At 25.5% G+C, this 13,349-nt stretch carries 14 protein-coding genes and 1 tRNA gene; all 15 read left to right on the top strand.

All coding sequences use genetic code 11. The annotated features are described in order from the left end of the window. Nucleotides 1–568, top strand: a 568-nt coding sequence (locus GBG18_RS10355; RefSeq protein ID WP_226898700.1) for a methyl-accepting chemotaxis protein, incomplete at its 5' end; no start/stop codon positions are given. Between the two features lie 185 nt (nucleotides 569–753). Then, a complete protein-coding gene (phnD, locus tag GBG18_RS10350) occupies nucleotides 754–1,581 on the top strand; it encodes a phosphate/phosphite/phosphonate ABC transporter substrate-binding protein (protein WP_193311117.1) in 828 nt (275 codons plus the stop codon). Beyond that, nucleotides 1,581–2,975 carry a sensor histidine kinase gene (locus GBG18_RS10345; protein WP_152190845.1) on the top strand — a complete coding sequence of 465 codons (1,395 nt, stop codon included), beginning with the start codon at nucleotides 1,581–1,583 and terminating at the stop codon, nucleotides 2,973–2,975. Before phnD ends, GBG18_RS10345 begins: the two co-directional genes overlap by 1 nt. A gap of 82 nt (nucleotides 2,976–3,057) precedes the next feature. Continuing rightward, nucleotides 3,058–3,414 carry a hypothetical protein gene (locus tag GBG18_RS10340; protein WP_152190843.1) on the top strand — a complete coding sequence of 119 codons (357 nt, stop codon included), beginning with the start codon at nucleotides 3,058–3,060 and terminating at the stop codon, nucleotides 3,412–3,414. A 1-nt stretch (nucleotide 3,415) separates the two neighbouring features. Beyond that, nucleotides 3,416–3,700: a TIGR03643 family protein gene (locus GBG18_RS10335; RefSeq protein WP_152190841.1), complete on the top strand. Its 285-nt coding sequence runs from the start codon at nucleotides 3,416–3,418 to the stop codon at nucleotides 3,698–3,700. 28 nt (nucleotides 3,701–3,728) lie between these two features. Then, nucleotides 3,729–3,992 (top strand): hypothetical protein, encoded by a 264-nt coding sequence (locus GBG18_RS10330; protein WP_152190839.1) that lies wholly within the window; start codon nucleotides 3,729–3,731, stop codon nucleotides 3,990–3,992. 56 nt (nucleotides 3,993–4,048) lie between these two features. Then, nucleotides 4,049–5,524, top strand: coding sequence for an ABC1 kinase family protein (locus GBG18_RS10325; RefSeq protein WP_152190849.1), 1,476 nt, complete (start codon nucleotides 4,049–4,051; stop codon nucleotides 5,522–5,524). A gap of 210 nt (nucleotides 5,525–5,734) precedes the next feature. Then, a complete protein-coding gene (locus GBG18_RS10320; RefSeq protein WP_152190837.1) occupies nucleotides 5,735–6,478 on the top strand; it encodes a response regulator transcription factor in 744 nt (247 codons plus the stop codon). After that, entirely contained in the window at nucleotides 6,465–7,751 is a 1,287-nt protein-coding gene (locus tag GBG18_RS10315; protein WP_152190836.1) for a response regulator, read from the top strand. The genes GBG18_RS10320 and GBG18_RS10315 overlap by 14 nt, the downstream gene beginning before the upstream one ends. A gap of 37 nt (nucleotides 7,752–7,788) precedes the next feature. After that, complete coding sequence (locus GBG18_RS10310) at nucleotides 7,789–8,562, top strand: phosphate/phosphite/phosphonate ABC transporter substrate-binding protein (protein WP_152190834.1); 774 nt, start codon at nucleotides 7,789–7,791, stop codon at nucleotides 8,560–8,562. Next, entirely contained in the window at nucleotides 8,563–10,419 is a 1,857-nt protein-coding gene (locus GBG18_RS10305; RefSeq protein WP_152190832.1) for a sensor histidine kinase, read from the top strand. 14 nt (nucleotides 10,420–10,433) lie between these two features. Beyond that, complete coding sequence (locus GBG18_RS10300) at nucleotides 10,434–11,549, top strand: hybrid sensor histidine kinase/response regulator (protein WP_152190830.1); 1,116 nt, start codon at nucleotides 10,434–10,436, stop codon at nucleotides 11,547–11,549. A gap of 273 nt (nucleotides 11,550–11,822) precedes the next feature. Continuing rightward, nucleotides 11,823–12,041, top strand: coding sequence for a cold-shock protein (locus GBG18_RS10295; RefSeq protein WP_152190828.1), 219 nt, complete (start codon nucleotides 11,823–11,825; stop codon nucleotides 12,039–12,041). A gap of 116 nt (nucleotides 12,042–12,157) precedes the next feature. Then, nucleotides 12,158–12,246, top strand: a tRNA-Ser gene (locus GBG18_RS10290). A 102-nt stretch (nucleotides 12,247–12,348) separates the two neighbouring features. Then, the gene (locus GBG18_RS10285) at nucleotides 12,349–13,320 is read left to right on the top strand and encodes a tripartite tricarboxylate transporter substrate binding protein (RefSeq protein ID WP_152190826.1); all 972 of its coding nucleotides are present in this window, start codon (nucleotides 12,349–12,351) and stop codon (nucleotides 13,318–13,320) included. Nucleotides 13,321–13,349: the final 29 nt, after the last annotated feature.

The following is a 13,349-nucleotide window of genomic DNA, read 5'->3' as shown; positions in this document are numbered from 1 at the left end:
GTTTGATTTAATAAATAATATGTCAAATGCTATAGATGAATTTTCACATACAATCGAAGAATTAAATGATAAAAACAACTCTATTACTGATTTAGTAAAAGAGAATGATAAAATTTCTATGCAAACAAATTTACTAGCAATTAATGCAGCAATAGAAGCATCAAAAGCTAAAGAGTATGGAAGAGGATTTGCTATTGTTGCTACTGAAGTTAAAAAACTAGCGGCATCATCAAAAGAGTCTACCTTAAATATTGGAAATGAAATTGATAATATCAAAGAAATGACAAGTTCAGTAACAAATAAAAATGAAGCTGTTCAAGTCTTAGTAAAAAATAGTGTCGAAATTTCTAAAGATGCAATCTTAAAACTTAAAAACCTTATTCTTGTTGCAAATCAAAATAGTGAAAATTCAAATAGTATTTCATGTAATGTAAATCAACAATTACAAAGCTCAGATACAATTAAAAATAAAATCCATAATGTAGTTGAAGATACAAGAAAAGCTATAAATGGTTCACAAACTAATATTCATTTAGGACAAACACTAATTCAAACATTAGAAAGTTAATAGAAATAAAAAAGCACCTGCTTTAAAATCTCTTAACAAATCTACTAATTAGTTCTTGTATTAAGTATATTAATGTATAATTATTATATTGATATATTTATAATTAAATATGGTAACAAGAAGATTTTATTTATTATTTTGTTATTATGAAGATTCAAAACCATGTAATCTATAAAGAGGGTTTAATGAAAAAAAATAAAAATATAATTTTACTTTTTTTACTATTGTCTTTTCTTACAAGTACTTATGCAATAGATTTAAAGTTTGGTGTTTATACTTCAGATAAAGCTTCTGTTATGTATAAGCAATTTAGTCCAATCATTAAATATTTAGAAAAAGATGCAAAAAAACAAGGACTTGATTTAAAAATCTCTATTAAAATATATCCATCTTATGAAAGTGCTTTAGAAGGTATAGTTAAAGGAGATTATGATTTCGCACGATTTGGACCAGCTAGTTACATCTTAGCAAAACAAAGAAATAAAGATATAAAGCTTCTTGTAAAAGAAGAGCATAAAGGAAAAAAAGTTTTTAATGGAGTTTTTATAGTAAGAAAAGGCTCAACTATAAAGTCTTTAAAAGATTTAAAAAACAAAAGTTTTGCATTTGGAGATAAACAATCAACTATAGGAAGATATTTAGCTCAAAATGAACTCTTAAAAGTTAATATTACCTCAAAAGATTTAAAAAAATTCGATTATTTAAATAGACATGACAAGGTTGCCTTAGCAGTTGTACATGGAGACTTTGATTCAGGAGTTGTAAAAGAGAGTTCATATAAAAAATATAAAAACAGAGGATTAAAAAGTATTGCTAGCTTCCAAAATATTACAAAACCATGGTTAGTAAAAGCTGGGCTGGATGATAAGGTTTACAATACTTTAAAAAAATCTTTATTAAATTTAAAAGATAAAGAAGTATTAAAATCGATTAAAAAAACTGCTTTCTTAGAGGCAATGGATGATGACTATACTATTATTAAAGAAAGTATGGATAATTCATCTAGATTCTGATGAAACTAACATTTAAAATAACAGCAACAGTTTTAATTAGCGTGATGTCTTTATTATCATTCTTTGGATTTTTTATAATTAAAGATGAAAAAAACTTTCTTGAAAAACTACAAAATGAACAAGGAAAAACAATTGTAAATACTATTTCTATATCTATTTTAGATTCTGTATTACTAAAAGATTATTCTGCTATTGATACTATAGTTGAAAATACTTCTCACGCATATAAAAACATTGCCACAATAAGAGTAATTATTAATAAGAAAATCGTATCTCAAACTTTTAAGAAAGGAATGAGTGAAGATAAAAAAAGTTTATTCAAATCTAATGTTGTAATTAATGACCAAATCTTAGCAAAAGTTGTTGTAAGTATCTCAAATTTAGAAAACTCTAAACTTATAGATAAAAGAATTAAAGATATAGTTTTTGTATCAATCTTTGTTACAAGTTTATTAATTTTACTATTAATCTTAATTATAAAATATTTTCTTATTAATAAAATTAATTTTATTTCAAAAAGTACACAAGAGATAAAGCTTAATAACTTACATAAACCCATTGAAATGAATACTAATGATGAATTCAAAGATTTAGCAAATAATATAAATGAAATGATAAGACAATTAGATAACGAAATAAAAGAGAATAGAAATAAAACAAAGCTTCTGGCAGAACAATCAAAAATGGCTTCATTAGGTGAAATGTTAGGTAATATTGCACATCAATGGAGACAACCTTTAAGTGTTATTTCAACTGCAGCAACAGGAATAAAATTGCATAAAGAGATGGAGGTACTAGAGGATAAAGATTTATATAGAGCAATGGATTCCATTAATGATTCAGCACAATACCTATCACAAACAATAGAAGATTTTAGAGGTTTTCTTGATCCTAATAATAGAAAGATAGAAGAGATTGATATTTCTAACACTATTGACAAAGTATTAAATATGATTGGTTCTCAATTTATAGCTAATGAGATAAAAATAATAAAAAATATTCAAAATATTACTATTGAATCTATTGAAAACGAATTTATTCAAGTATTAATAAATATTTTGAATAACGCAAAAGATGCACTACTTGAAAAAGAAGACGGAGACAAATTAATCATTATAAATACATATAAAAAAGACAATGTTTTATGTGTAGAAATAATAGATAATGCTGGTGGAATAAAAGAACATATAATAGAAAAGATATTTGAACCTTACTTTACAACTAAACATCAATCTGTAGGTACAGGAATTGGTTTATATATGAGTCATGATATTATTACAACTCATTTAAATGGAGAAATTAGTGTTTCAAATAATGAATATACATATGAATCTGTTAAATATATAGGAGCTAAATTCAGCATTGAATTAAGCCTAAATAAAAAACTTTACTAAAAAAACATTAACTGCCATAAAAGAACTACAAAAAAATAGATATTTCCTATAAAATAACACTAGTTAAAAAATGGAGAAATATATGCCACATATAGTATTAGAAAAAGCAAAAAGTGTTAAAGAGTGTTATGATGTGATTGAACCTATTATGCACAAAGTAGACAAAGGTATTTTAAAAACTGCGGATAAGTATATAAATCACAAAGAAAACTCAGCCTTAATAGAAAGTATTGCTGTTGAAGATGGCAAATCACAAAACTTTTTTATTCAGCTTTCAAGTAAAGGTGATGCCGTAACTGTTCGACTTCTTCCTCAAACTGATCCAGAAAAAACGAAAGGTGTAAAAACACTTATGGCTTTAATAGCAAAAACAGTAAAAGACTCTAATAGCGATGTAAGTTATGGAAAAACAAATTTACAAGATTTTTTAATACAATAAGATGAACTATAAAAAAGAAGTTAAGTTAAAAGCACTTAAAAAAAGAGATTTACAATTTCAAGAATCTGATGAAAATAGACTTATTGAAATGGCATGGCAAGATAGAATGCCTTTTGAGATAATATATTTACAATATGGATTAACAGAGAATCAAGTAAAAAATAAGATGAGAAAACTTTTAAGCAAAAAAGCTTATGATAGATGGAGAAAAAGAGTCCACGGAAGAGTTACAAAACATAGCAAAAAATGTGAGCATAAACCAGACAGGTTCCAAGGTCCTTGGTAAAAAATAGATACAAAAAAAAGGAAAAAGAATGTTAAAAGATTTATTATATACAGGTATTGGTGCAGGATTACTTATAAAAGAAAAAGTTGAAGAAGAAATACATAAGATGGAAAAATCAGGAAAAATAAAAACTGATGATGCCAAAAATTTTCTAGAATCTATTGAGCAAAAAGCCAAAGAAGAAGAGCAAAAAAATAAAGAAAAACTAAAATCTATGTTAAAAGATATAATTGATGATTTAGGACTTGCTACTAAAGATGATCTTGAAAAGTTAAAACAAGAGTTAAAGTGAGACTTTATTCCCCTCTTAGAGTTTATAAAGTATTTACTTTTTTACTTACTTTATTTATGGTTATTAAAAAAAAGGATAAGTTTCTTTTTTTTAAACCCTTAAAACCAAAAAAACTAAAAAGTACTATTACAGCTTTGGGAGCTAGTTTTATAAAACTAGCTCAAGTTTTAGCAACTAGAGCTGACTTTTTTTCACAAGAGTATCTTGATGAATTAAAAGAGCTTCATGATCAAATTCCTCATATGTCACAAGAGCATTTTGATACTGTTTACAAACAAAGTTTCTTTACAAATACTTTCAAGTCTTTTGATACAACTCCAATTGCTTCAGCATCAATTGGACAAGTTCATATAGCTTTTTTACATGATGATACAAAAGTTGCTGTAAAACTAAAAAGACATCTAATTAAAGAGCAAGTAAGCGCAGATATAAAAATAATTAACTTTTTTAACTCTATATTTAAACCATTTTTTTCTTTTTACACAAAAAACTCTATAGATGCCGTTATAAGTGAGTTTTCTAAAATGATTTTAGAAGAAGTAAACTTTAATACAGAGTTAACAAATCTCAAAAAGTTTTCAAGTACTTACAAAGATAGTGGAATAATCTTTCCAAAACCATATGAACAGTTTTGTTCAAACGATGCAATTGTAATGAGTTACGAAGAAGGTTTTAGGTTTGACGATAAAGAAAATATCTTTAAAAACAATATTGATGCAAAAGCAGTAATTGGAAAACTTGTAGAATTTTATACTACTCAAATGCTGATAAATGGATATTTCCATGCAGATCCACATCCTGGAAATATTTTAATTACAAAAGATTCAAATATAGTATTTCTAGATTTTGGGATGGTAAAAACCGTTCCAAATGAAACAAGAGTTGCAATAATTGAGCTTATAAAAGCTGCAAATGAACAAAATTATGAAGCTTACATAGATGCGAATAAGCGTTTAGGAACTATAAGTTATGAAGCACCTGTTAGTGAATTAGCAGAATTTACAGCAAAAATGTTTGAAATATTTTCAAACAATAACCTTGACAGTGAATCCATGCAAAAACTTGCTTTTGAAATACTAGAAACGACAAGGGATTTTCCTTTTAAACTTCCAAGTGATGCTATTTATATTTTAAGAGTTAGTGCTATTATTGAAGGCTTAGGAACTACTTATATTGAAAACTTTAATGGTGTTAAAGATATTTTACCTATTTTACAAGTTAATATTCCAAAAGCTTTAGGGGCAAAAGAGAGTGTTTTAGAAACATTAGTTGATGAAGTAAAAGATTTACCTTTTATTGTAAGAGATTTAAAATCTGTAATTACAAAAGCTAGCAAAGGAAATTTAGAAGTTGAACTTTCAAAAGGGCAACTAGAATATATATTAAAAGAATTAAAAAGTCATATAAACCCCAAACTTGGTGGCTTTGCACTTATGCTTGGTTCATTTTTTGTTTTATCTTTAGATAATGGATATGATAACTTTGCTATTGCTTTATTTCTACTTGGAATTGCAAGAGTATTTTATAAATAAAACTTATTACAGTATTGTTATTTTTTACTCTTACAATTTTTTATAAAAAAATTAAATAGCTATTTTTTGGTACTAAAAGCAATAAAATTTCGATATAATTATTAAATATTTTAGTTATTAGTACTTTTATGATACTATTTATACTTATAATATAAGATTAATACTAGAAGGAAATTATCTCTTTAATAATTAAATTGATAATAAATTGATATGGAATACATACTAAATAACAACTATAGAAACATTAGAATATTACTCGTTGAAGATGATATTCAAACTCTTGAAAAATTACATAAAATGCTAAATAAAGTATATGCAAACGTTGTTGTTGCAGAAAACGGAAGTGAAGCATTAGTAAAATTTAAAGATTACTATTCAAAAGATAAATACTTTGATTTAATTATTAGTGATTTAAATATGCCCAAGATAAATGGGATAGAACTTTTAGAACATATTAGAATTATAGATGAGTTTATACCCTTTATTTTTCTAACTGCTCATTTAGAACTAGATACTTTATTAAAAGTAGTAAAGTTAGATATAAATGACTATTTGACAAAACCCATATCAATAACAGAATTAATTGCAAGTATAAATAAAACTACAAAGAAAAAATACAAAGAAGAATTTTTAAAAAAAGAATCAGATATTATTTTTATAAAAGACAATTTTTACTGGAATTTAAAAACAAAAAACCTACATTTTAATGATTCTATTATTACACTAACTAAAAAAGAAGTTGAATTACTCAATGAACTATTTATAAATCTAAATAATACAGTTAGTTCAGAAATAATCATATACAAACTTTGGGAAGATTGTTTAGATTTTGAAACAGCAGTAATAAATCTTAAGAATCTAATATCTAGGATTAGAAAAAAAATACCTGAATTAAATATTAAAAATATTTATGGATTAGGTTATCAAATAAGGATTGAAAATGAAAGAATTTGAAATATATAAAAAAGAGATTAATATTTTATATGTTGAAGATGATGACACTACTAGAGAGAAATTAACAAAATTTTTAAGTCGTAAATTTAATAATATAGAATCCTCAATTAACGGAGCAGAAGGCCTTATAAAGTTTCATGAAAAAAAATCAAAGAATGAAAAATTTGATTTAATTATTAGTGATATAAATATGCCGATGATGGATGGTATTACAATGCTTGAAAAAATCAGAGAAATTGATTCAACTATACCTGTTATTTTAATTACAGCTAGAACTGAAACAAGTAATTTATTAAAAGCCATTCATCTTCATGTAGAAGATTATATTACAAAGCCTTTAGATTTAGAAGTAATCGATGCAAAATTAGAAAAAATTACAAAAGATTTATTTTACAGAAGTAGTTATGAAAGTCAAAAAAAAGAGCTTGAAAACTATATTAGTATTATTAATCAAGAAGCAATTGTCTCAAAAATAAATAAAGAGGGAATTATTACTTTTGTAAATGAAGCTTTTTGTAATATATCACTTTATAATGAAGAAGAACTAATTGGTCAACCCTACTATATAACTAAGCATCCTGATGTATCAGATTCTATTGTTAAAAATATATGGAAAACAGTATTAAAAGGTGAAACATGGACAGGAACATATAAAAATAGAGCAAAAGATAATAGTGAATATTTCTCAAAATCTAAAATCGTACCATTATATGATAGCACAGGAAAAGAAATAGAAGAATATTTATATATCCAATTTATTAATACAGAAGAAGAACATATTAAAAGACAAAATAATAAAAATATTTTGCAGCAAATTAGTTTTTATAAAAAAAGTATTGCAAATATGCAAAAAGAATTAAATACAAGTAAAGAAGAGACTGCAAGTTTAATTAAGAATATGCATGATTATGAGACAAGATATAATGAAATAAATAATAAAAGAGTTGATTTATTAAAACAATTAGAATCATATGAGCAAAATAACTTAGAAAACTCTAAACTACAATTAATGGCAAAAAAAGATAAGAACAAACAATTTGATATAATATATGATTCTTTAACAAAAGCAAAAAGTTTAAATGCAAAATTAGAAAAACAAATAGAAGAACTGCTAAAACTAGAAGAAAGAAATAATACAGCACTTGAAAGTTACAGAGAAAAAGAAGTAGACTTTATTAAAAGAATAAATAATTTAAAAGATTTAGTCTCAAACTTAGAAAATGAAAATGAAAAATTAAAAACGAATAAATCACTCTTATCTTTTGGCAAATAAAGATAATATATAAAAAGGAAAAAAAAGGAAAAAAACAATTGCTTTACTACTAATAACAACTTATGCATTTTCAACAGATTTAGTTCTTGGTGTTGTTCCACAGCAAAGTCCTTTAAAACTATCTAAAAAATGGCTAATTGTTACAAACTACTTAAAAGAGCAAACAGGGATAAATGTAGTTTTTAAAACAGAGAGATCTATTCCTAACTTTGAAAAAGAGTTGTATAACGGAAAATACGATATAGCGTATATGAATCCATATCATTTTGTAGTTGCTAATAAGGAAGCTAGTTTCACTGCTTTTATAAGAGCGCAAAAAAATATTCAAGGAATTGTGCTTTCAAAAGAAAAGAAAGTCGATTTTTCAAAAGAAAATTTAAAAGGAAAAGTATTTTTATTTCCTGCACCAAATGCCTTTGCAGCAACACTATTACCAAAATATGAATTTAAAAACAAATTTGATTTTGATATAGATAAAGAGGCAAAAGTATTATATGTAAACTCTCATGATTCTGTATATAAAGGTATCTCAAGAGATATTGGATATATTGGTGGGGGAATTAATAGAACATATAATAATTTCAAAAACAACACCGACAAAAATAAGTTAAATATTGTATATAAAACAGCTAAATATCCAAGTCATCCAATAGCTTATCATCCAAGAGTTAAAAAAGAAGATATTCAAAAACTTCAAAATGTATTTTTAAATATGCCAAAAGAGATAAAAAGTATTTTAAGTATCAAAGAGTTTATAAAAACCAATACATCTGAATATGATGTAATTAGAAATTTAAATGTGAAGAAATAGATGTCTTTTAAATATCGTTTTATATTATCCTTTGTACTATTAGAAACTTTTTTTATTATATTAATTGTATCAGTAAACTTTTTTACAATTAATACTTCTACAAAAAACTTAACAAATGAAAAAATTGAATCTAATGTTACTCTATTAGGACAATTAGTAAAAGTACCAGTTAGTATATACGATATAGGAACACTTGACGATTTAGTAACAAATGCAAATACTAATAAGTATATAAACTCTATTATTGTTTTAGATTCACATGATAGAATCTTATCAAGTAGATATACATATAAGCATTTAAAAGAAGAAGATTTATTAAAAATTAAAGAGAATAAAAGTGTTGAAGTAGATAATAAAACATATGAGATTATCTATAAAGAAATTTTTGAAGAGGAAACGCTAGTTTGCTCTTTATACATTATATTTGATACAACTAGTAGCTCAAAATCTATTGAAGACAATAAAACAAGAACTCTTTTTATTATCTTTATTGAAATAATTATATCAACTTTACTATCTTATATTTTAGGCAGTAGATTAACTAAAAAATTAACACAATTATCTAATATTGCAATCAAAATAGGAAAAGAAGAAAATATTGAAGTTCCTTTTACTAATACTAAAGATGAAATAGGTATTTTGTCAAAGTCCATGAGTGAGATGCAAGAGGATTTAAAAAAGAGAAATTATCAATTAATTCATACTAATAAAAAACTAGAAGAGCAAAAAGAAGAACTAATAAGAGCGAATAAAGCAAAAGATGATTTTTTAGCAAATATGAGTCATGAATTAAAAACACCATTAAACTCAATAAATGTAGTCTCTTCAGTAATGAAAAGAAATAGAGATAATAATCTAAATGAAAAACAGATAAAAAGTTTAGAAATTATAAATAAATGTGGAAATGATTTATTATATTTAGTTAATGATGTATTAGATATATCAAAGCTTGAAGCACATGAAATAAAAATAAATTATGCAGAGATAAATATTCATAAATTTATTACACAAGTCTATGACTTAATAAAACCACAAGCAAAAGAAAAGAACTTAAACTTTGTATTAGATATTGATTCAACACTTACAACAATATATTCTGATGAAAATAAGATAAATCAAATAATCAAAAACCTTTTAAGTAATTCATTAAAATTTACAAAAGAAGGAACAATTAGCTTAATTGTAAAAGATGAAGATAAAAATATTACTATTAGTGTAAATGATGAGGGAATTGGAATTCCTCAAGAGAAACTAGCTCATATATTTGATAGGTTTAAACAAGTTGATTCAAGTACTTCCAGACAATATGGGGGAACTGGATTAGGTCTTGCTATATCACAAGAATTAGCACTTCTATTAAAAGGAACAATTCATATTCAAAGTACTGAAAATGTTGGTAGTAACTTTAAATTAACTATTCCAAAGAAAAATCAAAATGATATAGATATTAATCTTACAAAAATAGATGAAGAGAGTGAAATCGAAAGAATTGAAATAAGTGAAAAGAAAGAAGAACCTATTAATAAATATCAAGAAAAAGAGAGTATTCTTATTTTTAATAGTGACCCAATGTTTTTCTTTAATGTAACGATAAAACTAGGAAAAAAATATAATGTTTTTCAAGTAAGTAATACAAAAGAGTTTTTAAATATTTATAAAAAAAATAGTATAGTAAAGACCATAATAGATTTTTCAAGTATTAAAAAAGAAGAGCTTGAAGAGATAGAAATAGAAGAACAAAAGAAGATAATAGCAATTTATGAGGATAAGAGTGAAGATACTTATTCTCAATATGATAATAATATCTGTCTTAAAATTAATAAATCTAATATAAATAAGGAAATTACAAATGTATAATAAGGACTCATATCATGGAAAATAAGTTTTCTATTCTAATCTTAGATGATGTACAAGAGAATATTTATTCATTAGAACTTTTAATTAATGACGCATTTGATTTAAATGTTTTTACAGCAGATAATGCAAATAGTGCCGTTGAATGTTTAATGAATAACGATATAGATTTAATCTTAAGTGATGTACAAATGCCAGAAGTTGATGGTTTTGAATTTGCTAAATATTTAAAATCTGTTGAAAAAACAAAAGATATACCAATTATATTTATTACAGGTATATATGATAAAGATGCTTATCAGAAAAAAGGTTATGAATTAGGAGCTATTGAATATATTAGTAAACCTATAGATGATACTCTTTTAATATCAAAACTAAAAGTTTATATTCAATTATTTAATGAAAACAAAAAAACAAAAAAATCCTTAACACAAGCAAATGCAATAATTACTCATAACACTAAAATGGCTAGCTTAGGAGAAATGATTGGACTTATTTCACATCAATTAAAACAGCCTTTAAATATTTTATCTCTTTATTGTGATGATATTAAGTTCTCATATAATTTTAATGAACTTAATGATCAACAAATAAAAGAGTTCTCTGAAAATACAAAAAAACAAATACATTATATGTCTGATACAATTGATGATTTCTTAGGTTTTTTTAATCCAGATAAAAGTAAAGAAGAGTTTGCTATCCTTGATGCAATTGAGTATAGTTTTTCTCTTATTGAATCTTTAGTTAACAATAATAATGTAGTAATTACAAAAAATATTGATGATAACTTTAAACTATTTGGTGTAAAAATGGAGATGTCACAAGTTATAGTAAATATACTAACAAACTCGATACAAGCATTTAATGAAAGAAATATTGAGAAAAGAGATATTACTATTGAATGTTACTCAAAAGACAGTAAACACTATCTTGTTATTGGAGATAATGCAGGTGGAATTAAAGAGTCTAACTTAGAAAAACTATTTGATCCGTACTTTACAACAAAATCTGAGGGAACAGGAGTAGGATTATATATGGTAAAACTAGTAGTTATGAATAGTTTTGCAGGTAAATTAAGTCTAGAAAACTCTGTTGATGGTGTTAAATTTATTTTAGAATTTGATGATTTATAAATTAAACATTAGCTTTTACTAGTGTTTATAAAGAATTTAAAAGATTTATTTGCAAATTATCAAATATTCTTATTTTTTTATAACTTTTAGGCTAAAACAAAGCAAAATTGGGATAATATATCCGTTCAAGTTTTTAATCTAGAAGTATACATCTTTAAATTTATATAATTTTGCCATATTTGCCAGTTTAGCTGCGACAATTTTGACAGAGTTAATATGCATTTTTGATTTGATCTTAGATTATTTAGCATATTAAACACAAAAGGAATTGCAATGGCAGATTTAGTAAACGGAACAGTAAAATGGTTCAACAGTGAAAAAGGTTTTGGATTTATTCAACCAGACGATGGTGGTAAAGATTTATTTGTACACTATAGACAAATCAACAACTCAGGTTACGGAAGAGTTTCTTTAGAAGAAAATCAAAAAGTTACTTTTGAAGTTGCTGAAGGTGAAAAAGGTCCTCAAGCAGAAAACGTTACAGGACTGTAATCTTTTCATTTAATTAAAGGATAGTATTTATACTATCCTTTTTTTTTGCACTTATTTTTAATCTATCTTTTAAATATTCACACTTTAATTTTCAAAACAAACACATTTTTATTTATAGACAATTGGGAGAGCTGGCTTAATCCACTACCTTGGAAGGGTAACGTAGTTTATTCTACCGTCGGTTCGAATCCGACATTGTCTGCCAGTCTTGATAAATATACAAAAAAATCACAATTAAATTTTAATTTTATTTTTCTTACATTTTTTTCCTTTAAACTGTTTTCATAACAAAACTAAAAGGATAATTATGAAAAATTCAATGACAAAAGTTTACAAAAATCTTGCTTTCGCAGGATGTTTAGTTGCAGGACTTGCTACATCTTCAGTAGCAGCAAGTGTTGATAAGGTTCACTTCCTTATTCCAGGTGGTGCTGGTGGCGGTTGGGATGGAACTGCTAGAGGTGTTGGTGAAGCTTTAAAAAAATCAAACCTAGTTCAAGAAACTTCATTTGAAAATATGTCAGGTGGTGGTGGAGGAAAAGCCATTGCTTATATTATTGAAACTGCTAAAAAACAACAAAATACTTTAATGGTAAATTCAACTCCAATAGTAATTAGATCACTTCAAGGTGTATTTCCTCAATCTTTTAGAGACTTAACATTAGTATCTTCTGTTGTTGCTGATTATGGTGTGTTAGTTGTAAAGAAAGACTCTAAATATCAATCATGGGCTGATGTAAAAGCTGCATTTGAAAAAAGTCCAAGAAAAGTAAAAATTGCAGGTGGAAGTTCAAGAGGTTCAATGGATCACTTAGTTGCTGCACAAATTTTTAAAGCTGCTGGTGGAAATCCAACATCTGTAAGATATGTACCTTATGACGCAGGTGGAAAAGCCTTAGCTGGATTATTAACAGGTGAAGTAGATGTTCTTTCAACTGGTCTTGGTGAAGTATTAGAAAAGCATAAAAAAGGTGAACTTAAAATTATTGGTGTAACTTCTAATGAAAGCATTGATGGAATTCCTAGTTTTAAAAGTATGGGTGCTGATGCATTTTTCGCAAACTGGAGAGGATTCTTTGGAGCTCCAAACCTTTCTGAAGAAAAAACACAAGCATTTGCTGATGTAATTGGAAAAATGTATGACACTCCTGAATGGGAAGTTGTAAGAAAAAGAAATGGTTGGGCAAACTTATATCAACCAAGAGCTGAGTTTAAATCATTTTTAGAGAAACAAGAAGAAGTTATTGATTCTTTAATGAAAGAAATGGGATTTCTATAAAATAAGTAGAGCGTAAGCTCTTCTTATTA

It is taken from the genome of Poseidonibacter ostreae, assembly GCF_009208075.1.
GTDB lineage: Bacteria > Campylobacterota > Campylobacteria > Campylobacterales > Arcobacteraceae > Poseidonibacter > Poseidonibacter ostreae.
The sequence above is the reverse complement of the archived record's forward strand: the minus strand, read 5'-3'. Positions and strand labels throughout refer to the sequence as shown.

What these genes read in the sequence shown, in the direction of transcription:
- phnD (WP_193311117.1), top strand. Translation starts at nt 754, where the DNA reads ATGAAAAAAAATAAAAATATAATTTTACTTTTTTTACTATTGTCTTTT.
- GBG18_RS10345 (WP_152190845.1), top strand. Translation starts at nt 1,581, where the DNA reads ATGAAACTAACATTTAAAATAACAGCAACAGTTTTAATTAGCGTGATG.
- GBG18_RS10340 (WP_152190843.1), top strand. Translation starts at nt 3,058, where the DNA reads ATGCCACATATAGTATTAGAAAAAGCAAAAAGTGTTAAAGAGTGTTAT.
- GBG18_RS10335 (WP_152190841.1), top strand. Translation starts at nt 3,416, where the DNA reads ATGAACTATAAAAAAGAAGTTAAGTTAAAAGCACTTAAAAAAAGAGAT.
- GBG18_RS10330 (WP_152190839.1), top strand. Translation starts at nt 3,729, where the DNA reads ATGTTAAAAGATTTATTATATACAGGTATTGGTGCAGGATTACTTATA.
- GBG18_RS10325 (WP_152190849.1), top strand. Translation starts at nt 4,049, where the DNA reads ATGGTTATTAAAAAAAAGGATAAGTTTCTTTTTTTTAAACCCTTAAAA.
- GBG18_RS10320 (WP_152190837.1), top strand. Translation starts at nt 5,735, where the DNA reads ATGGAATACATACTAAATAACAACTATAGAAACATTAGAATATTACTC.
- GBG18_RS10315 (WP_152190836.1), top strand. Translation starts at nt 6,465, where the DNA reads ATGAAAGAATTTGAAATATATAAAAAAGAGATTAATATTTTATATGTT.
- GBG18_RS10305 (WP_152190832.1), top strand. Translation starts at nt 8,563, where the DNA reads ATGTCTTTTAAATATCGTTTTATATTATCCTTTGTACTATTAGAAACT.
- GBG18_RS10300 (WP_152190830.1), top strand. Translation starts at nt 10,434, where the DNA reads ATGGAAAATAAGTTTTCTATTCTAATCTTAGATGATGTACAAGAGAAT.
- GBG18_RS10295 (WP_152190828.1), top strand. Translation starts at nt 11,823, where the DNA reads ATGGCAGATTTAGTAAACGGAACAGTAAAATGGTTCAACAGTGAAAAA.
- GBG18_RS10285 (WP_152190826.1), top strand. Translation starts at nt 12,349, where the DNA reads ATGAAAAATTCAATGACAAAAGTTTACAAAAATCTTGCTTTCGCAGGA.